The organism is Methylophilus sp. 42, assembly GCF_000384155.1.
GTDB lineage: Bacteria > Pseudomonadota > Gammaproteobacteria > Burkholderiales > Methylophilaceae > Methylophilus.
Map to the genome: position 1 here is coordinate 631474 of NZ_KB913031.1, position 20767 is coordinate 652240.

The window sequence follows — 20767 nt, forward strand, 5'->3', positions numbered from 1 at the left end:
TTTTATTTTAGTATGAATAATTAAATTTAATGTGCGCTTTCCCAGTTGCCGCCACTACCGACTTCGGCCAGTAAGGGCACATCCAGTGTGGCGACATGCTGCATCAGTTTGGGCAAGGTGGATTTCACCAGTTCAAGTTCGGCCTCCGGCACTTCCAGTACCAGTTCATCGTGTACCTGCATGATGAGTTTGGTTTGCAGTTTTTCTGCTGTTAGCCATTGGTCGACCGCGATCATGGCCAGTTTGATCAAGTCGGCGGCGGTGCCTTGCATGGGGGCATTGATCGCGGCGCGCTCGGCGCCATTGCGTCGTTGTACGTTAGCGCTGTTGATCTCCGGCACCCACAGGCGACGGCCAAAAATGGTTTCCACATAGCCTTGCTGTTTGGCCAGTTCGCGTGTATCGCTCATATACTGCCGCACGCCGGGATAGCGGGCGAAATAGCGCTCGATGTAGTTGGCTGCGGCGCTACGTTCGATATTGAGGTTTTGTGCCAGGCCAAACGCGCTCATGCCGTAAATCAGGCCGAAGTTGATCACCTTGGCGTAGCGACGTTGTTCGCTGTCGACTGCCGCGCGCTCCACGCCAAAAATCTCTGCGGCAGTGGCGCGGTGAATGTCTTCATTGTTGGCAAACGCGCTTAGCATGCCAGCATCTTGTGACAGATGCGCCATGATGCGTAATTCAATTTGCGAATAGTCAGCAGAGACAATGTGCGAGCCAGGTGGCGCCACAAAGGCTTCGCGGATACGGCGGCCTTCGGCCGTGCGCACCGGGATGTTCTGCAGGTTGGGGTCTGAGCTCGCCAGGCGGCCAGTGATGGCAACGGCCTGGTTGTAATTGGTATGCACGCGCCCGGTTTGCGCATTAATCATTTTCGGCAGTTTGTCGGTGTAGGTCGACTTCAGTTTGGCCAGGCTCCTGTGTTCCAGGATCACTTTTGGCAACGGGTAGTCCAGCGCCAGTTCCTGCAACACGTCTTCGTCAGTCGATGGCGTCCCTGAAGGCGTTTTTTTCAACGGCTTGATGCCCAGTTTGCCGAACAAAATCTCTTGCAATTGCTTGGGACTGCCGAGGTTAAACGGTTGTCCAGCCAGTTCGAATGCCTGTTTTTCAACCTCCATCAAACGCAGGCCAATCTCGTTGCTCTGTCGATTGAGCATATGGCTGTCTATCAGTACGCCGTTGCGCTCCATGCGTTGCAGCACCAGCATGCTGGGTAATTCAATCTTTTCATAAATGAAATTGAGTTTGTCAGAGGCGGTCACTTGTGGGTATAAAGCCTGGTGCAGTTGCAGCGTAATGTCTGCGTCCTCGGCGGCATATTCTGATGCCTGCTCGACGGTGACCTGGCTAAAGCCGACTTGTTTGGCACCTTTGCCCGCCACGCTTTCGTAGCTGATGGGCGTAATATCAAGATGACGCTCACTGAGCTCATCCATGCCATGGCCTTTGTGGCTCTCGAATACATAAGACTCCAGCAGCGTGTCATGCGCCACACCTTGCAGCTGGATGCCATGATTGGCAAGCACATGCATGTCATATTTGAGGTTCTGGCCGACTTTTCTAATGGCCGGATTTTCCAGAATTGGCTGCAGCTTGTTCAAAGTGGCCTGCAAAGAAAGCTGCTCTGGCGCATCAAAATAGTCATGCGTGAGTGGCACATAAGCGGCTTCGCCGGGAGTCACACTAAAAGATACGCCGACAATTTTTGCCTGCATGGCATCCAGCGAGGTGGTTTCGGTGTCAAAACACACTAGCTCAGCTTGTTGTAGTTTAGCTAGCCAGCTATCCAGGTCGGCATCATTTAGAATCGTCTGGTACTGACGACGTGTGTCAGGGGTATACGTTACGGCAGGGGTTGCACTCGTTAACTCTACTGTGGATGTAGACGAATTTTCAGTCGCGGGCGCAGTCGCACCGTCCGGCAGCTTGTCCAGTTCACGCTTCCAACTACGAAACTCAAAGTGGTCAAACAATGCCAGCAGTTTTTCTTTATCGGGCGTTTGCGCAATCAGTTCGTCAAAACTCTCACATAAGCCGATATCGCAGCGGATGGTAATCAACTCGCGCGCCGTAGGTAGCCAGGGTAGGGCCTTGCGCAGGTTCTCGCCGACCACGCCTTTGATATTGTCGGCATTGGCAATAATGTTATCCAGTGTGCCGTATTCGGTCAGCCATTTGACAGCGGTTTTCGGGCCGACCTTTTCCACGCCGGGCACGTTGTCTGCGGTGTCGCCGACCAGGATCAGGTAGTCGATAATCCTGTCAGGCGGGATGCCAAACTTATTTTCAACACCGGCAATGTCCAGCACATCATCTGTCTTGCGGAAGGCATCGCGCATGGTATTGACCACCGTGATGTGGTTGTTGACCAGTTGTGTGATGTCTTTATCACCCGTGGAAATAATGGTTTTGATGCCTTCTTTTTCTGCCTGCTTGGCCAGCGCACCTATGACGTCATCGGCTTCCACGCCTTCTTCAATAATCAACGGCCAGCCCATGGCGCGTATGGTTTCATACAGCGGTTCGATTTGCGCCCGCAGGTCATCCGGCATGCTGGCACGATTGGCTTTGTATTCCGGGTACAAGTCGTCGCGGAAGGTTTTGCCTTTGGCATCGAACACACAGGCGCTGTAATCTGATGGATAGTCTTTATGCAGGCGGCGCAGCATGTTGAGCACGCCCTGAATCGCGCCGACTGGCTCATTGGCCGAGTTGCGCAAATCCGGCATGGCGTGAAAGGCGCGATAAAGGTAACTGGAACCGTCTACCAGAAGCAAGGTTTTCATTGTGCATTCTCGTGAATCAAATCAATGGCGTATTTTACGCATTTCAAAGCGACTTCATGTACACTAATTTGGTTTGTGATTTGAAGGATAGATGTATGAGCAGTCAAAAACTACCGAGCATGGTGGAGCCGGAATTGTTGGATGGCGATGATGTCAGCCATGAATCCTGGCGGGCATTTGAGATTATGGCCGAGTTTGTCGGCGCGACCGAAAGCCTCAAAGCCATCATGCCTGCCGTATCTATTTTTGGCAGTGCACGTACCAAGCCTGATCATCCTTACTACCTGCTCACTGAAGAAATTGCGCGTTTGCTGTCAGACTCCGGTTTTAGTGTGATTTCCGGTGGCGGCCCTGGTGTGATGGAAGCTGCCAACAAAGGGGCGTTCCCGGGCCGTGGTGCTAGTGTCGGCCTCAATATCAGGTTGCCGTTTGAACAACATGGCAATCCGTATCAGGACATCGGCATTAGCTTTAAATACTTTTTTATGCGCAAGGTCATGTTTGTCAAATATGCCAGCGCGTTTGTGGTGATGCCGGGCGGTTTTGGTACGCTGGATGAAGTGATGGAAGCGATTACGCTGGTGCAAACCGGTAAGAGCCGCAAGATTCCGATTATCCTGGTTGGCAGCCAGTTCTGGGCCGGTTTGGTTGACTGGTTGCGCAATACGCTGGTGGCGGAAGGCATGGCGTCGCCCGAGGATATGGACCTGATTCAGATCATTGATGAGCCGCAACAGATTGTCGATGCGATTTTCAAGCATTATGAAACCACAGGCTTTGAACTGACCCCGGCCGAACGCAAGATGCAGCTTTATCTGTAATTGTTTGCCCTGGTATTGCTAGCCGGGCAGTATGATGCAAAGTTTATTATGTATGCAGTGACCGCCAGCGCGTGGGTTTTTGCTAGAATAGTCGTTAATGACTAAGGAGTCTTCCATGCGTGATTTTTCCCGTTTATTGCTGGCAGGTATCTGCATCGCTGCGATTGTGATGCCGGTGTGGGCTGCAGCCCCCAAAGATGCCGAGCTGCTTGAAGAAGTGCCACCACCACCCAAGGTGATTGAAGGGCAACCGATTGACCAGCCTAGCGTCAATAAACGCAAAGATGGCGAGAATGATGTCGAGGAGTACAGCCTGAACGGCGAGGTGTATATGGTGAAAGTGACGCCGCCAAGTGGCAAATCTTATTACCTGCATCGTGAAGACCGTAATGGTGACTGGGTGCATGATGGCCCGACCCGTCCACTGTCCGTTCCCAAATGGATTCTGTTCCGATTCTAATTCTGATCGCCTGCCATTGCTGGCAGGTTAGCAAATAAACATGTCTGTTTTTACCACTCTGAGTTTGGATGAAGTGCGCCAGTGGCTGGCGCCTTTTAATGTTGGCGAGCTGCACACCTTGCGTGGCATCGCTGCCGGTATCACCAATACCAATTATTTCGTTGAAACCAGTCAGTCGCGTTTTGTGCTGACCGTGTTTGAAAAGAATGACTTTGACGAACTGCCTTATTTCGTCCATTTGATGACGCATTTGTCCCGGCATGGCATTCCTTGCCCCAAGCCCATTACGGACCAGAATAATACTGCCTTGCACCGTATTCACAGTAAACCGGCCTTGATGGTGAGTTGCCTGAAAGGCAGCGATGTCAGCCAGCCCAATGTCAAACAGATTGAGGCCGTGGCGAGAACCTTGGCGCGCATGCATGTGGCCGGGCTGGATTTTCATGAGCAGTCACACAATCAGCGTGGGCAGGGTTGGCGCGTGATGACCGCGCAGCAGGTGATGCCTAAATTGGCACCGGTACAGCAACACCTGTTGCAAGAAGAATTAGAGTTCCAGCATGGCCTGGATTTGTCACGTTTGCCACATGGCGTGATCCATGGTGACTTGTTCCGGGACAATGTGTTGTTTGATGGCGATGTGCTGGGTGGCTTTATTGATTTTTACTATGCCTGCCACGATGTGCTTGCCTACGATGTGGCGATTGCTGCGAACGAGTGGTGTGTTGATGCCGCCGGAAATTTTGTGGATGAAAAACTGGCGGCATTTATGAATGCTTACCAGTCCGAGCGTCCATTCACCGTGGCCGAAAAAATCCACTGGCCAGCCTTGTTGCGCCGGGCCGCCTTGCGTTTCTGGTTATCGCGCCTGTATGATTTTTATTACCCGGTCGCGGGCGAACTCACACATGCCAAAGACCCGGCGCATTTTGAGCGGGTACTGCTGAATCGTAAAGTGTTGACTTGAGGAAATGCGGGATAAGTGAGTGAGCGGGATAACGTGCAACGCAGCAATTTGTCCACGCAGTCACTTATTCTGTGTTGACTGGAAAAGATAAAAAAGGGAGACGTATGACAGAAACCGGGAGCCAGCGCGGTGTGCGCTGGGTGAAAGAAAGCCTGGCCTTGTTCCGCACACAGCCGCATGTCTGGATGTTGTGTTCACTGGCCTATATCGTGATTTTCATGGTGTTGCCCTCATTGCCTTTGCTCGGGTTTTTGGGCTTGGTCTCGGTGGTGATCTGGCCAGTGTGTATGGCCTTGATCGTGCTGTTGTATCGACAGGTAGATTTGCAGGGCAGCATGTCACCGCCAGCCGTCTGGCAGCAATTGCAGTTGCACTTCAAACCGTTAGTGCTGTTGGGTGCCAGCTGCCTGGTGTACGCTGTGCTGGCGACCTATTTACTCAGTAGCGACCTCGCTTCCCTGATTTCGCATGCGCCGACCAAAGCGGGCATGACAGAATCACAAATGACGCTGTTTTTAGAGAACACGCTGTCTTTTATCGTCAAGGTATTGCTACTGCTGTTACCTTTGTTTATTGCGACCTGGTTCTCACCGATGCTGATTGCCCTGAATGGCTACCCCTTGCTCAAGGCGATTAAATCCAGCATTGCCGGGATGTTGCAATACACGGTGCCGATGAGTGTTTCCTGGCTGGTGATGACCGTTGGCATGCTGGTGGTGATGCTGGGGTTGGGGCTGGTGATCGGCATTCTGGGTGCGTTAATTCCGATGCTGGCGCAACTGTTGATGCCACTGCTGGTGTTTGCAGCCTTGCTGGTGATTAATGCCCTGATGTTTGCTTTCCAGTATATCAGCTACAAGGATGTGTTCAGGGCTGCGCCACAAGTCGAAGCCTGACCATATAGGTTAAGCGCTTGCGGATAGCTTGCGCCGCTCAGTAAACAGGCTGTTGCCTATGGTCTTTTTGGCCTGTTTTTTAGCATTGCTCATGGCGCCAGCCACTTCGTGATGGCTGGCAAATGAATCCGAGCAAGCCCGCACAGCGCCGATGGACAAACTACCAAACGGGTAAAAATGCTCGTTACCCAAACGGTCTTCTATGCGAATGCCGCCAAGTTGTACGTCTTTCAAGTCATAAAAGTCCGGCATCACTTTGGCAATGGTCTCCAGGATGTCATGACAAACGGCTTCCCACTCTTCGCTTTGAAAAATCAGCACAAAGTCATCGCCGCCAATATGGCCGACAAAGTCATGTTCATTGTTGACCATGCTACTCAATAAGCGGCCGACAAACTGAATGACCTCATCGCCACGGCGATAGCCATAAGCATCGTTAAATGGTTTGAAGTGGTCTAAATCACAATAACAGGCCACAAACGGGATACGCCGCTCCAGCAATTTATCAATATGGGCATTGATGGGCACATTGCCTGGCAGTAACGTGAGCGGGTTAGCGTAGCGCGCGGCGTGAATTTGCATATTGGTCACTTCGCGTAGCAAGGCATGCCCGCTACCCATGCCAACATAGCGCTCGCCATCGACAATCATGAATCCATTGAGCAGATATTTGGGATCTGCCGCCAGAATCAGTTCGCTCAATGCCAGAATGGTCATGTTTTTTTGCACCATCAGGCACTGGGTATCCATAAAGGTCGTACAAGACTTTTTGCCATGTAGTTCTTTTTGGTAGCGGCGTGCAAAGCGGTCTATGGTGTCGTAGCGGCTGATCAACCCTAACGGTATTCCCTGCTGATTAATCACCGGAATCGAGTTGAGCGTGGTGTCACTGTTAAACCAGTTGTATACCTCTTCATTGGTCATTGCTGGCATGGCGGCAGTTTGGTAACTGGTTAAGCCGACCACGGTGGCCTGTTTTGACGCATGGCTTTGCTGGTCAGCAAACAGGCGAACAATGTTTTTATTCAGCAGGTTATGCACCTCTTCAGTGAGGGCATATTGAAACTTGGGGAACGGCCGTCCAAACAGATAGCCTTGGGCAAAGTCTATTTTCAAGTCTTTGATCACCGCCAGTTCTTCTTTGGTTTCTATCCCTTCGGCAATGGTCAGCGTATTCGATTCAACCGCTATTTTCTGGATGCCGCGCACAAACTCCAGCTTCATCGGGTCGTTGTGTATATTGGCGATAAAGTGCTTGTCGATCTTGACATATTCCGGCGACAGCTCAGACCACAACCGCAAGCTGGACGTGCCTTCACCCAGGTCGTCCAGTGCTATTTTAAACCCCAATGCTTTAAAGCGCAGGATCGCATCCCGGAGCTCGGCATAATCGCGGATGGTAGAGCTCTCGGTGATTTCAATCACGATATCACCAGGTTTGAGACCGCATTTCTCAAGCTGTGTCAGGCCAAAAGACAAATGTCCCTCGTTTAATAGCAGGCAGTCTGGGCTGAAGTTCACAAACAAGGGATGAGACCTATCGGTGCGGCTGTACTCATTAAAGATGACCTCACGCGCCGCGTATTCCATCTCGATATTCAGGCCACATAAACTGGCGGCATTAAACAGCGCAATCGGCGAATGCAACCTGGATTCCACCGGGCCCCGGATCAGTGCTTCATGCGCAAATACACGGGCGTGTTTAATATCAACGATAGGCTGAAACAGCGGTAACAGATTTCTCTGCGCCAGGATGGCTTCAACTTCGAGCTGGGGAGGGGCGTATATCATGCAAGCAGTATCGACTGCCGGCAGTAGTTTCTTGACGTGAATATTGATGAAATATTTATGACAATGATGATATGGCTAATATCAGCCACCATGCCAATGAAGAGCGGCATGGTGGCTTGAGATAAGTTGCTGCTTAAATCTTTTCCAGCTTGGCGTATTCCAGCATCAGCGTTTTCAGACCAGCACTGCCAAAATTCACCTTAATTGCCAGGTCATTGGCGTTGCCTTCATAGCTCACCACCACGCCCTCACCAAATTTGCCATGACGCACGCTCTGGCCAATCTTAAACGGGTAGCTGGATTGTGCGCTGCTTGCTTGCACTGGCTGCGCATTGTATTGCCCACCTGCGGCATAAGGTTTGGCGACTGGTTTGCTATTCAAGCGCTTGGTCAGATCTGCGGGGATTTCATCGATAAAGCGTGAGGCAATACCGTAACGCACTTGCCCATGCAGCATACGGCTTTGGGCATACGTGAGGTAGAGACGTTGGCGTGCACGTGTGACGGCCACATACATCAGGCGGCGTTCTTCTTCCAGGCCTCCATTTTCGTAAGCAGCTTGCTCATGCGGGAACAAGCCTTCCTCTACACCGCCGATAAACACGCTGTGAAACTCCAGGCCTTTTGCCGCGTGTACCGTCATCAGCTGCAAGGCTTCATGCCCGACATCAGCCTGATGGTCACCGGCTTCCAGGCTGGCATGGTTTAGAAACTGCGTCAGCTGGTCGGCATCTTCATCCATATTATGGTGATTGCCCAAGGACTGATTGCTAAATGCCACGGCGGCAGTGACCAGTTCCTGCAAGTTTTCGATGCGGTCTTCGCCTTCCTTGTCATTCTGGTAGTGCGCCATCAGGCCACTCAGGTTGATCACCATTTCAGCCATCTCACCCAATGTGATGCCATAGCCATGGTCCACCATCTGCCTGATCAGGGCGACAAAGCCATCCAGCCCCTTGCTGCCTAGTTTGCCCTCGCCGACTTTATTGGTGGCGGCTTGCCATAAACTGCATTCGTTCTGGCGGGCGGCTTCTTGCAGTTGCTCCAGTCCGCGCGCACCTATGCCGCGTGGCGGAAAATTGACGATGCGCAATAAGGCGGTATCGTCGTTGGCATTGGCAATCAGGCGCAAATAAGCCAGTGCGTGCTTGATTTCGGCGCGTTCGAAAAAGCGCAGGCCACCATAGACGCGGTAAGGGATATTGGCTGAAAACAAGGTGTGCTCAAGAATGCGTGACTGCGCATTGCTGCGATAGAGCAGGGCCATGTCGCCCAGTGGCACACCTTCTTTTTGCAGCATGTTTACTTCATCGACAATAAACTGCGCTTCGTCGGTGTCGTTATAGGCTTCATAAATGCGAATCGGCTCACCCTTGCCCGCAGACGTCCACAAGTTTTTACCCAAGCGGTTGCGGTTATTGGTGATGATGGCATTCGCCGCATCGAGAATGTTGCTGTGCGAGCGGTAGTTTTCTTCCAGCTTGACGATATTTTGCACATTAAAGTCGCGCTGGAAGTCGCTCATATTGCCAACACGGGCACCGCGGAAGGCATAAATACTCTGGTCGTCATCGCCCACAGCAAAAATGCTGTTGTGCGCGCCACCCAGTAATTTCAGCCATAAATATTGCAGGCGGTTGGTATCCTGGAACTCATCGACCAGGATGTATTGAAAACGCTGCTGGTAATGAGCGCGGATATGCGGCTCACGCTCCAGTAGTTCGTAGCAACGCAAAAGCAGTTCGGCAAAGTCAGCCACACCCTCACGGTTACATTGCTGGTCATAGGCAGCATAAATCTCGCGCAACTTCTGGCTATGGCCGTCATAGGCATCCACCGTCTCCGCGCGCAAGCCTTCCTCTTTGCAGCTATTGATATAGCCCATCACTTGCTTGGGTGGATATTTCTCATCATCCACATTCATGGCTTTCATCACGCGCTTGATGGCAGACAGCTGGTCTGCGGTATCCAGAATCTGGAAGGTGCTTGGCAATCTGGCTTCGCGGTAGTGCGCACGCAACATGCGGTTACATAAACCGTGAAAAGTGCCTGCCCACATGCCGCGCGTGTTGATCGGCAACATGCTGGTCAAACGCGTCAGCATTTCTTTAGCTGCCTTGTTGGTAAAGGTCACGGCCATCAGGCCCATGGGCGAGGTTTGGCCAGTTTGGATCAACCAGGCGATACGCGTCGTCAGCACCCGTGTTTTACCGCTGCCAGCACCTGCCAGAATGAGCGCAGAAAGATGCGGCAGGGTGACCGCTTGCAGTTGTTTATCGTTGAGACCCTGGAGAAGATTGGTTTCAGATTGCATGTGATTATTATCGCATGATGTGCAGGGGAATTTGATGGATTGTTTGGTCGGATGCTGTGTCGCTACGGCGTTGGCTGGGTGTGGGATTGTAGGAAAGGATTGTTCTTTAGGTTTAGGAGTTTCTTTTCGCCTTTTCGGCGAGTTACTTTTCTTTGCTTGCCCAAAGCGAAGACTATTCTATGATCGATCTGTTTCGCCTCTAGGCGACCGTTCTTTCTTATGCTTGTCCATAAGAAAGAAGGCAAAGAACAAGACACCCCAGCTTCCGCTTTTATCCTGTGCTACTCGGATTGCCGGGCGCCCATCGAAACTCGCCCTGACAAGCCACACAAGACGTGGCTTGTTGCGGAGCTCAGACAGCCGATGGTCGAAGACTCCCGTCAACCCTGCGTTGCTCGGCGCGGCAGATGGGGACCCCGAACACCATGCGACTGCAACCATTAGTGAATTGAAGAAAAAAGAATCTGTTTTTGAACCGTCTACATTTATGCAATGTGAGTTTGGCGAGATCAATCCCATTCCATCACGCTGAGTAGCGGAGACTAAGTGGGGGTAGTCGGCCATCGGTTGTTCGAGTTCCGCGGTGGCTTGCGTTTTGTGCAAGCCGCTAGGGCGAGTTTCGATGGACGCCCACTTTGTTGAGCAACGCAAGGGAGCCGAAGGCCGTGATGGCTGGGTGCCCTCCTTTTGGTTACTTTTTTGGGGCAAGCATCAGAAAGTGGCTCGCCGAGAGGCGAAAAAGTACTACATCAATCCGTCAGCGCGTGAAGTCTACAGAGTTACTTATCCCTACGGTTTCAATCAAGTTCCCATGCCCATCCGCACTCAATTAGATTTATGGTGATAAATTATCGGAACTTTTCAAAACGCAGAAGACTCATATCAGCACGATGATGATGAATCATCTTTCCGCTTCTTTCCTCCCTGAGCGGAAGCCTTTACGATGAGGCCTGTTGCCCCGATTTACCCCTTAATCGGGGCTTTTTTTGCCTATTACTTTCACACGCCCCCGGGGAACCCGGTTTGACGCCAGGCTTCATACAGCAAAATGGCGGCTGAGTTTGACAGGTTGAGGCTGCGGCTGTGCGGCAGCATCGGTAGCCTGACGCGATGTTCTGGCGCAAATTGTGCGCGGATGTCTTCTGGCAAGCCGCGCGATTCTGGTCCAAATACAAAGACATCTTCATCTTTAAACTGTAAATCAGTGTGTCGCGTACTGCCTTTGGTGGTGAGTGCAAACATGCGCTTGTCCTGTAATGCTTGCTGGCACTCTGCCCAGTTCTCGTAGACGGTGAGTTCGGCGTATTCGTGGTAATCCAGTCCTGCGCGCTTGAGGTGTTTGTCAGAGAGCTCAAAGCCTAAGGGCTTGACCAGGTGCAGTTTTGCGCCGGCATTGGCACATAAGCGTATGATATTTCCCGTATTGGGCGGAATTTCGGGTTCGAAAAGGACGATATGAAACATTTTTTGCAGCTTGTTTACAAACGTAAGGGTAGAATGTTGGTGATATGATAGACGAAGAAAAGTCTATATAGATAAATAATTACAACGCCATGGCTCGTCCCGAGAAAATTAGATTAGGTGAAATTCTGGTCAGACAGAATTTCATGACCCAAGCTCAGCTCGATCAGGCGCTGGAAGAACAGCGCAAGTCGGGTCGTCGCCTGGGGCGCGTGATTGCTGAAAAAGGCTACGCCAATGAGCGGCAAATTGCCGAGGCTGTCGCTTCTCAGTTGAATATCCCATTTTTGGACCTGGGCCAGTACGAACTGGACGTGAAGCAGGTTCAAAAACTCCCTGAAGTTCAGTCGCGTCGTTTCCGCGCCATCCTGCTCGAAGAGCGTCCCAATAGCTTCCTGATCGCGATGGTTGACCCATCGGATGTGTATGCGTATGACGAGTTGGTCAGGCTGCTCAAACGCGACATTGATATTGTCGTCGTGCAGGAAAGTCTGCTTATGCAGACCATTGACCGCTCTTATCGCCAGACCGAGCAAATCTCTTCACTGGCGCTGGAGCTGCAAGAAGACCTCGCCGCCAGCAATGTTGATCTTGCCAGCCTGATGGGCGTTGATCTGGGCATAGATGACGCGCCTGTTGTTAAGCTGTTGCAGACTATTTTTGAAGATGCCGTACAGGTGCGCGCGTCTGACGTACATATTGAGCCACAAGAAAATAAACTGCTGATCCGTTTTCGTATTGATGGTGTGATGCACTTTCAGACGCAATCGGATAGCAAGATTGCCACTGCGCTGGTGATGCGCCTCAAAATCATGGCTGGCCTGGATATCTCAGAGAAACGCTTGCCGCAAGATGGCCGCTTTGGCTTTACCGTAAAAGGCCGCGCGGTGGATATGCGTATTTCTACCATGCCTACCCAGTATGGCGAGACCGTGGTGATGCGTTTGCTGATCCAGAATACCGGGCATTTCCAGTTAGATAAATTAGGCATGCCGCCGGACTTGCTGGCACGTTTCCGTAAAATGATTGGCCGTCCAAGCGGCATGGTGCTGGTCACTGGTCCGACCGGTAGTGGTAAAACCACTACCCTGTATTCTGCGCTGAGTGAGTTGAATACACCAGAGACCAAGGTGATTACCGTAGAAGACCCGGTGGAGTATCGTTTGCCGGGCATTATTCAAACCCAGGTCAACGAAAAGATTGAGCTGGATTTCCCCAAGTTGTTGCGCGCTATTCTGCGTCAGGACCCGGACATTGTGCTGGTGGGTGAGATGCGTGACGAGGAAACTGCCCAAACCGGTTTGCGTGCTTCTATGACCGGCCATTTGGTGCTATCAACATTGCATACCAACGATGCTTCCACCGCCCCAGTGCGTTTGATCGATATGGGCGTACCGCGCTTTATGGTCGCCATGTCGCTGTTAGGCGTATTGGCGCAACGGTTGGTGCGACTCATTTGCCCACATTGCGCCGTCGAGCATACACCAACTGAGTCAGAGTCGGTCTGGTTAAATCAGGTCATACAGCAACCGGATGTGGTGACGAATTTCCGTCATGGTAAAGGGTGCCAGCACTGTAACCGCACCGGTTATTTGGGGCGCGTTGGTTTATACGAATTCTTAGAGATGACTGATGAATTGGCAATGGCAGCCAATATGCCGGATACCAATGTATTCATTAAAAAGGCGCGCGAGCGACTCAAGGGAAAAACCCTGCGCGACCAGTCATTGCAACTGGCGATAGACGGTAAAACCACGCTCGATGAAATCATGCGTGTCGACAATCAGTTTGAAGAATAAACCTTTAAAAAGCCACGCCTATGCCAATGTTTGAATATAAAGGACGTACCGACGATGGCATGATGGTCAGCGGAGTACAAGAAGCGGCTGACCTCGACGCATTGGGTGCAGCGCTCATACTCTCCAAAATTACTCCGATTGAAATCAAGCAAAAAGCGGCTGGTGCCGTTGCCTTTAATTTGTTTGAAGAAAAAGTCACCAGCCTGGATGTCATGCTATTCAGTAAGCAGATGTATACCTTACTCAAGGCTGGTATCCCAATTATGCGTGCCTTAGCGGGTATTCAAAGCTCGGTTGGTAATGCCAAGCTGGCGCAAGTGGTTGGCCAGCTAAGAGTGAGTTTGGACTCTGGCCGCGAATTGTCAGTCGCTATGACTGAACACCCTAAAGTGTTTGATAGTTTTTATATCAGCATGATCCGTGTCGGTGAAGGCACGGGTAATCTGGATAATATCTTTTTGCGGCTGGCCGAGCATATTGAATTTGAGCGCTTTATGCGCGGGCAAATCAAATCTGCGTTGCAATATCCAACCTTCGTGCTCATCGCGATGGCGATTGCCATTGTCGTGATTAACGTGATGGTGATTCCGCAGTTTGAAAAAGTATTCGCCAACATGCATGCAGATTTACCATTCGTCACCAAAATGTTGATCGCGTTTTCCAGTTTTATGCGTAATTACTGGTTTGTGCTGATTGGCATGATTGTGGCTATCGTCTGGATGTTCAAATCGTACACAAGTACAGATAGCGGGCGTGCTCAATGGGATCGTCACAAGATGCGTATCCCGATTGCGGGAAAAATTATTTTCAAAGGTACCATGGCCAGATTTGCGCGTACCTTTGCTTTATCTACACGTAGCGGTTTGCCGATTCTTTCGGCTTTGCGTCTGGTCTCGCAGACGGTTGAGAATGATTACCTCGGAGCCAAAATTCTCAGTATGTCTGCTGGCATTGAGCGCGGTGAGACCATTTTAAGAACCGCCACGCAAACCGGCGTGTTTAATCCACTGGTGTTACAAATGATTGCCGTGGGCGAAGAGTCTGGCTCGCTCGATGATTTAATGCAAGAAGTTGCCGATATGTATCAAGCTGACGTGGAATATGACGTTAAGACATTAGGTGCGCAAATCGAACCGATTTTGATTATCTTCTTGGGTGCCTTGGTGTTGGTGTTAGCACTGGGTGTGTTCTTGCCGATATGGGATATGAGTTCGGTGATGTTGAAGGGTAGTTAATCATTTGCTCTGGCATATAAATGGTTTGTGATGCGTGATGAATATGGACCAAAATTGTCTGGCATAGATTTTGCTGATGGGTAATTAACGCAGTTATAACCTGCCGCTGTGATGATAAGGGCAGGGACTTTTGATTAGGAGTCTGAGTAATGAAAAAACAAGCTGGTTTTACATTGGTTGAATTGGTAGTGGTAATTGCAGTATTGGGTATTTTGGCAGCAACGGCTTTACCTAGATTTGTTAACGTGCAATCAAATGCGCGAGTGGCAGCGGGTAATGGCCTGGCGGCTTCTTTGCGATCAGCTGCCAATCTGGCACGTGCATCGTGGATTGCAGCTGGAAGTCAGGCTGCTCAAGTACAAGTGCAAATGGATGGTCAGGCCGTCACAGTAAATGCTGCAGGATGGCCAACTGCGGATGCGCCTGGTATCACTGCAGCCTTACAACAGTTAGATGGGCAGTTTGTAGGTGGTTACAATAATGGTACTGCGACATATACCGTGGGTGGTTTTGCCGCGTGTACCGTTGTTTATACTGCGGCAGATGGACGTGTGGTCACTAACCTTAGCCCGGCAAATTGCGGCGGTAACTAATTGTTAAGATGCGATATGTTACGCAGGGATTCACTTTAGTTGAGCTAGTGGTTGTGATTGCTTTAACTGGAATACTGGTAGCAGTCGCCGCCCCTAGATTTGCAAGTGGTGATGTCTTCGAAACCCGCGGTGACGCGGGTTTACTTTCTTCTACGCTGCGTTATGCGCAGAAAACGGCCATCGCTCAGCGCAAAAGAGTGTTTGTGATACACAACGATGCAGTCGAGCCCAATACGGTCAGTTTATGTTTTGATCCTAATTGCGGCGCGGCGCAGGTGGTGATTAACCCGGAGACCGCAGGGGCGTATGTGCTCACTTTTTCGCGTAGTGTTGTCGTTCAATCTTCTAATAAAGGATTGGGGTTTGATGGCTTGGGCCGTGCGGTCCCCGATGAGTTGGCTACCTATACCGTGACTAATCGCAAAAATGCCTTACAGTCTGTGGGCATTTCGGTCGAAGCAAACACAGGCTATATTCACTAACAAACCATTTGGTGCTTAACCAAATGAGGTATATGACTCAAACAGGCAATCACAACGACCATAAACACATACCAACCAGCAAACAAAACCATCGTGGTTTTTCGCTGGTTGAAATGGTCGTGTTTATTGTCATTGTGACCACTGCGATTGCCGGGGTCATTGGCGCGCTGGCGTTTATGAGTGGGCACTCAGCTGACCCGCTTGCGCGCAAACAAGCCATCGCGATTGCTGAATCACTCATGCAAGAAATCCAGCAAATGCCTTTTACCTTTTGCGATCCGGATGATCCGAATGCGTCTACGGCCAATACCTCGTCCGATTGCACGACTTCACAAGCCAACCTGGGTGGCCCCTCTCCGGCCGGAGAGAGTCGTTACGGTGCGACAAACCCCTTTGATAATGTGGCTGATTATGGCGGTTTTACCATGCCGGGTGGTGGCTGCACGGGTATTTGCCGTATTGGGGATGCAACCGCAATTGCAGGTTTAAATGCTTATTCAGCTTCTGTCGCTATCGCACAAGCCGGGGGGGCTGGCGCGTTTGCCGGGCTGCCAGCCGATGCTGTGTTGCAAATCGTTGTGACAGTGAACGGGCCAGCCAATACGGTGATCCGCCTCACGGGTTTTAAGGTTCGCTATGCGCCGCGCATTTAAGCAGCCGGGTCTTTCTATGTCTGGTTTCACCTTGGTGGAGCTGGTCATTGTCATTGTCGTCATGGCCATTCTGGGCGGTATCTCAGTCAGTTTTATTAAAAACTCTGTCCTGGCATATGTGAATTCTGAAGCTTATTACGAGATGGCCGACCGTGCCGATATTTCCTTGCGCCGTATGTCGCGCGATATTCGTAATGCGTTGCCTAACAGCGTGTGGGTGCCGGGTGGCTCCGGTAGTTATGTGCAGTTTGTGCCGATTAAAGCCGGTGGCCGTTATCAGCAGGAGGACTTCGATGCGGGCAGTCTCACACTGGATGTATTAGGGCCGATGGTGAATGTGGATGCCAATGACCAACTGGTGATTTATAACATGGGCATAGCGGGGGCCGATGTGTATGACGGCACCAATATTCGGCCAGTGAGTGCTAACGCAAGTTCGGTCACATATACTGGCGCACTTTTCCCATTTGCGTCACCGGGCGGCCGATTTTACGTGGTAAATGGCGCCGTGATTTATGCCTGCGATCTTGCTAATCGCCGATTGGTGATGTATTCAAATATCCCTATCGCCGCCGGGCGTGTGGCTAACTTTAATGGACTGACGGCCAATGTTGTTGCTGAGGATGTGACTGAGTGTAGTTTTACCTATACGGAAGGCGTGATGCAACATTCCAGCGTGGTCACCGCGCAATTGACGCTCGCCAAAAACGACGGCGTTGCCAGATTGGTTAACTTGATTAATGTGGTGAATTCGCCATGAAAAGCATTGCTTATCGCGCAAAGGGATTTATGTTGCCTGTGGCAATATTTTTACTGGTGACTCTTGCAGCACTGGTGGGGTATTCCATGCGGTTGTCGTTGCTGGCGCAAATGGGCACGATTCAGGATGTGCAAGGTGCCAATGCTTATTTGGCGGCGAGGGCAGGGGTGGAATGGGCTGCTTTTCAGGTGTTGGGGCCGGGTACAAATGCCATGAAATCCTGTATTGCTTCTCCAACAACTTTGACAATTAATAATTTTACTGTGTTGTTAACATGCAGCCGAACCGTACCAAAAGACAAAGGCAATACACAGGATATTGGCATGTATAGCATCACCTCCACTGCCTCGATAGGCGGGATAGGTGCACAAGATCGTATAGAGCGACAAATCGCTGTCACACTTAGTCGATGCTTATACCTAGATCCTGGCGCCCCTCCAGGCACGGTGGCAGAAGAGTGTAATTAACAGGAATTGATTATGAACAGATTGATTAAATATGTATTAATCAATTTATTGTATGTTGTGGTATTTGCCTTTACCGGGAGCGTGCACGCAACTGTGAGAGTGCTTAACAATGGTGGAGGTACTAACGCCAGTAATGCGTTAGAGGTCACTATTGCGGATTCAACGCAAATGCAAATTAAACGGCTTGGTTCCGGGCAATTGTATCAACCAGGTACTTATCCAAGTGGATCCTATCCCTACAATTCATTATTAGATAATGGCGTGTATATTCGATATAACAATCGAATATATGGCGCTAACCATTTTGCCTATAGTGCCGCAACAATTTACAACAGTTTTAGCATCTCATCAGTGCAGCCAGGGAGCACTTCGCAAGGCGTGACACAATCGACGACCTCCAGTCTTTCGCTCACCTCTTCAATCTTAAGTAGTCCAACGGTGAGTATTGTCTGGAAGTATACGTATCCCCTTGACTACATCACTGCAGAAGTGACCGTCACCATCCCAGCAACAGCAACAGTCAGTACTGGTAATCCAATCCGCTATTATCATGCGGTGGATACCTATTTAGGGGGTAACGATAATGGGTGTGGTGTTCGGTATACCGATACTAATGGCAAGCTAGTAGTGGGTACCTACCCTTTAACTAATGGTACATGCCCTTCCAGTACTTCACTTCCTGCCAATTTGGATGTGGTTGAATCATTCCGTGAACGTAACGGTAAGTTTGACCATCATTGTGTTGGCTACTGGAGTGATTTCTGGAGTACTGCAACGTCAAACCCGCCCGCGTGTTCAATTAGTAAAAGCGGTAGCCTTGCTGACTCCATCACCACGACTTATCAAGATACCGGTGCTGCGATTGAGTTTGATTTTACTACGCCTGGAATCTACACGTTTAGTTACGACTTTGTCGTTGGCTCCACTTTTGTGCCTAATTACGACCATTTCGAGATTCGTCATGCAGGGACTGCGACACTCTGCCCAACCGAAGTAAAAGTGCTGGCATGCTTATCCTCCACTGTGCCTTGTCCGGACGATCAACTGGTGAGTTCGGGTGAATTAAAAGGTAGTCTGACAGTGTCGCCAACGACACCAACAGTGACTGATACGCCTGATCCGTTCACATTGGGGTCAAATCAGTCCATTGGAACTGTCACGATGCAAGGTAGTGCCGCAGCCACCTATACCTTGGGTGTGAGTGGGCTGACTAAAACGCCACTGAGTGGCGTGAAGTGCTGGAACACGACCACTAGTTCACAGAACTGTAGTTTTACCTTTACCAACACGCCTTGCGTAAACACGTTTGAGTGTATGGAGAACTCACTGACGTATAACAATCGCACGACCAATAGCTCCTTGCGCAATCCGCTTTATACTAAGGTAATCGGAGCTGATTTTGATATTGATGTGGTCGCGTTGCTGGCAAACGGCAATCAATCAGCATATAACTCAACCACAGGTTTAACTGTGCAGTTGGTGAGTGATAATGCGGGTGCATGCGGTGCTACCGTCGTTGCAACCAAGGCTCTGACTTTCGCAGCTTCTGATGGCGGCCGTAAAAAGGTTACTTTCAGTGCCAGTGATATATTAAGGCCGCACCCTAACTTACGATGCAAGGTTACTGATGCAGGCTTGGCTAAAACGGGATGTTCGTCTGATAACTTTGCGATACGTCCAACATCTTTATCCGTGACTAGTGTGAGTCCGCAACAACTGTCACCGAGCCATACATCTGCCCCTGTTCGTAGAGCTGGAACTGATGCTTTTAGTGTGACGGTTTCAACCAATGAGTTAACTTATACGGGGACGCCAAAAGTGGATAGCGGAAAGTTGGAGACCCATGCGGCAGGTGTGACCTCTGTCGGGCAAGTGAATGGTACCTTTGGTGCAGCGAATTTGGGCGTTAGTTCAGGGTCAACTTTTACTTATTCTGAGGTTGGTCATTTCAGGTTCAAAGTAGAGGGTATTTACGATGATACTTATGCGGCCGTTGATAGTGCCAATGGTGATTGCGAGAACTCTTTTGCAGATACCGATGATACTAGAACACCCAAGAAATTAGGTTGTAAGTTCGGCAATAAAACTGTAAGTAATTATATCGGCCGTTTTATTCCAGATCATTTTAAAGTGACTGCGGGTACTAGTTATACAGATGGCTGCGGAACTTTTACCTACTATGATCAAGACCCTGGCTTGATCACGCCATTCGTTCTGGAGGCTAAAAATGCGGCTGATGTTACTACTCAATATTACACTGGAAACTATGCCGTATTTGGCCTGAGCAACTGGAATAATTATTCGTTTCAGATGAAAACTGATGCGGGTACACCGATAACGAGTGGCGCGACGATAGCTGCCAGTAGTGTGAGCCCATCGGGCACCTGGGGGGCTGGCATTGCAAATGTGCAAGCAGGGCATAAAGTCACTCGCCCTGCGAGTGCTGTACCGCCAGAGATGATTAGGATTTCTGCGCAGCCAAGCGGTGTTGATGGTGGGGTCACGGTAAGTAGTGCAACCAGAGTAGATGTATTCACTCTCTCAGCCTCTAATCCTACTTATCCAGCATTTAGGTTTGGTCGCTTGGCTGTGACCTCTGCGCATGGATCAGAGTTGCTGCCGTTGTCAGTTCCCATTGAGGCACAATACTGGAATGGAACTGGGTTTAAACGAAATATCAATGATAGTTGTACAACGATCCCGCTCTCAAGTATTGTCATGACCAATTACAGAGGTAATTTGAATGCCTGTGAGACTCAACTCACTGGTGCGTCTTCTATGAACAAAGGTGTGCTCTATATGCGTTTAAGCGCGCCTGGAGTTACTGGAACGACTCCCAATACTGGGAGTGTGGACTTAGAGGTAAATCTGAGGGCGGCTGGTGGCGGCGAGATGACATGTAATAGCGCGTCTCAATCAGCCGCGACCAGTGGTTCAATTCCGTGGTTCGGTGCCACGGATCCTATTGGTCGTGCCACCTTCGGTATCTACAAAGCGCCCATTATCTACATGCGAGAAAACTTCTAGCGATAACAAAACCACCGAATCAGGTGGTTTTGTTCTTTTTATCATGGCTTTAAACCATAGGCTCAGGCACTAAAGTTGCTATTGTTAAAATGCACTATCAAGCGTTAACAAAGTGGTATTCAGGCAACGCGTGAAATATCAGTTATTTGGCGCAGTGGGTGATGGCTTCACCTGTGGGATTTTTTGTGTATACTAATCTCCGATAAAGCTTGAAGTTGTGGTTGTTATACATTGATTTTAAATAAAAAA

General features: G+C 50.2%; 17 protein-coding genes. 13 read left to right on the forward strand and 4 right to left on the reverse strand.

Going from position 1 to position 20767, the window contains the following annotated elements:
- Nucleotides 1–26: 26 nt before the first annotated feature.
- Nucleotides 27–2792, reverse strand: a complete 2766-nt coding sequence (gene polA / locus MET42_RS0103075; RefSeq protein ID WP_019881294.1) for a DNA polymerase I — start codon at nucleotides 2790–2792, stop codon at nucleotides 27–29.
- A 95-nt stretch (nucleotides 2793–2887) separates the two neighbouring features.
- Here polA and MET42_RS0103080 point away from each other — a divergent pair, with 95 nt between their 5' ends.
- The 4 genes from MET42_RS0103080 to MET42_RS0103095 all read left to right on the forward strand — a co-directional run bounded on the left by MET42_RS0103080 (nucleotide 2888) and on the right by MET42_RS0103095 (nucleotide 5936).
- The gene (locus MET42_RS0103080) at nucleotides 2888–3613 is read left to right on the forward strand and encodes a TIGR00730 family Rossman fold protein (RefSeq protein WP_019881295.1); all 726 of its coding nucleotides are present in this window, start codon (nucleotides 2888–2890) and stop codon (nucleotides 3611–3613) included.
- Between the two features lie 115 nt (nucleotides 3614–3728).
- Entirely contained in the window at nucleotides 3729–4073 is a 345-nt protein-coding gene (locus tag MET42_RS0103085; protein ID WP_019881296.1) for a DUF2782 domain-containing protein, read from the forward strand.
- 40 nt (nucleotides 4074–4113) lie between these two features.
- The gene (locus tag MET42_RS0103090; RefSeq protein ID WP_019881297.1) at nucleotides 4114–5040 is read left to right on the forward strand and encodes a homoserine kinase; all 927 of its coding nucleotides are present in this window, start codon (nucleotides 4114–4116) and stop codon (nucleotides 5038–5040) included.
- Nucleotides 5041–5144: 104 nt separating this feature from the next.
- On the forward strand, nucleotides 5145–5936 hold the full coding sequence (locus tag MET42_RS0103095) for a BPSS1780 family membrane protein (protein WP_019881298.1): 792 nt from the start codon (nucleotides 5145–5147) through the stop codon (nucleotides 5934–5936).
- 9 nt (nucleotides 5937–5945) lie between these two features.
- Here the strand turns inward: MET42_RS0103095 and MET42_RS0103100 are convergent, their stop codons facing one another.
- Both MET42_RS0103100 and uvrD read right to left on the reverse strand, forming a co-directional pair.
- Complete coding sequence (locus MET42_RS0103100; RefSeq protein WP_019881299.1) at nucleotides 5946–7727, reverse strand: GGDEF domain-containing protein; 1782 nt, start codon at nucleotides 7725–7727, stop codon at nucleotides 5946–5948.
- Between the two features lie 133 nt (nucleotides 7728–7860).
- Nucleotides 7861–10041 (reverse strand): DNA helicase II, encoded by a 2181-nt coding sequence (gene uvrD / locus MET42_RS0103105; RefSeq protein ID WP_019881300.1) that lies wholly within the window; start codon nucleotides 10039–10041, stop codon nucleotides 7861–7863.
- A gap of 622 nt (nucleotides 10042–10663) precedes the next feature.
- On the opposite strand from uvrD, the gene MET42_RS0103110 reads away from it, so the two are divergent.
- The gene (locus tag MET42_RS0103110) at nucleotides 10664–10885 is read left to right on the forward strand and encodes a hypothetical protein (RefSeq protein ID WP_019881302.1); all 222 of its coding nucleotides are present in this window, start codon (nucleotides 10664–10666) and stop codon (nucleotides 10883–10885) included.
- A gap of 155 nt (nucleotides 10886–11040) precedes the next feature.
- Here the strand turns inward: MET42_RS0103110 and trmL are convergent, their stop codons facing one another.
- Nucleotides 11041–11505 (reverse strand): tRNA (uridine(34)/cytosine(34)/5-carboxymethylaminomethyluridine(34)-2'-O)-methyltransferase TrmL, encoded by a 465-nt coding sequence (gene trmL / locus MET42_RS0103115; RefSeq protein ID WP_019881303.1) that lies wholly within the window; start codon nucleotides 11503–11505, stop codon nucleotides 11041–11043.
- 143 nt (nucleotides 11506–11648) lie between these two features.
- Here trmL and MET42_RS0103120 point away from each other — a divergent pair, with 143 nt between their 5' ends.
- The 8 genes from MET42_RS0103120 to MET42_RS14895 all read left to right on the forward strand — a co-directional run bounded on the left by MET42_RS0103120 (nucleotide 11649) and on the right by MET42_RS14895 (nucleotide 20518).
- A complete protein-coding gene (locus MET42_RS0103120; RefSeq protein WP_019881304.1) occupies nucleotides 11649–13301 on the forward strand; it encodes a GspE/PulE family protein in 1653 nt (550 codons plus the stop codon).
- A gap of 20 nt (nucleotides 13302–13321) precedes the next feature.
- The gene (locus MET42_RS0103125; protein WP_019881305.1) at nucleotides 13322–14536 is read left to right on the forward strand and encodes a type II secretion system F family protein; all 1215 of its coding nucleotides are present in this window, start codon (nucleotides 13322–13324) and stop codon (nucleotides 14534–14536) included.
- A gap of 149 nt (nucleotides 14537–14685) precedes the next feature.
- On the forward strand, nucleotides 14686–15129 hold the full coding sequence (locus MET42_RS15010) for a Tfp pilus assembly protein FimT/FimU (protein ID WP_019881306.1): 444 nt from the start codon (nucleotides 14686–14688) through the stop codon (nucleotides 15127–15129).
- Between the two features lie 8 nt (nucleotides 15130–15137).
- Nucleotides 15138–15611 carry a prepilin-type N-terminal cleavage/methylation domain-containing protein gene (locus MET42_RS0103135; protein WP_019881307.1) on the forward strand — a complete coding sequence of 158 codons (474 nt, stop codon included), beginning with the start codon at nucleotides 15138–15140 and terminating at the stop codon, nucleotides 15609–15611.
- A 32-nt stretch (nucleotides 15612–15643) separates the two neighbouring features.
- The gene (locus MET42_RS0103140) at nucleotides 15644–16264 is read left to right on the forward strand and encodes a type II secretion system protein (RefSeq protein WP_019881308.1); all 621 of its coding nucleotides are present in this window, start codon (nucleotides 15644–15646) and stop codon (nucleotides 16262–16264) included.
- 16 nt (nucleotides 16265–16280) lie between these two features.
- Nucleotides 16281–17024: a prepilin-type N-terminal cleavage/methylation domain-containing protein gene (locus MET42_RS0103145; RefSeq protein ID WP_019881309.1), complete on the forward strand. Its 744-nt coding sequence runs from the start codon at nucleotides 16281–16283 to the stop codon at nucleotides 17022–17024.
- Nucleotides 17021–17491 (forward strand): hypothetical protein, encoded by a 471-nt coding sequence (locus MET42_RS0103150; protein WP_019881310.1) that lies wholly within the window; start codon nucleotides 17021–17023, stop codon nucleotides 17489–17491. Before MET42_RS0103145 ends, MET42_RS0103150 begins: the two co-directional genes overlap by 4 nt.
- A gap of 12 nt (nucleotides 17492–17503) precedes the next feature.
- Complete coding sequence (locus MET42_RS14895) at nucleotides 17504–20518, forward strand: DUF6701 domain-containing protein (RefSeq protein WP_232411257.1); 3015 nt, start codon at nucleotides 17504–17506, stop codon at nucleotides 20516–20518.
- Nucleotides 20519–20767: the final 249 nt, after the last annotated feature.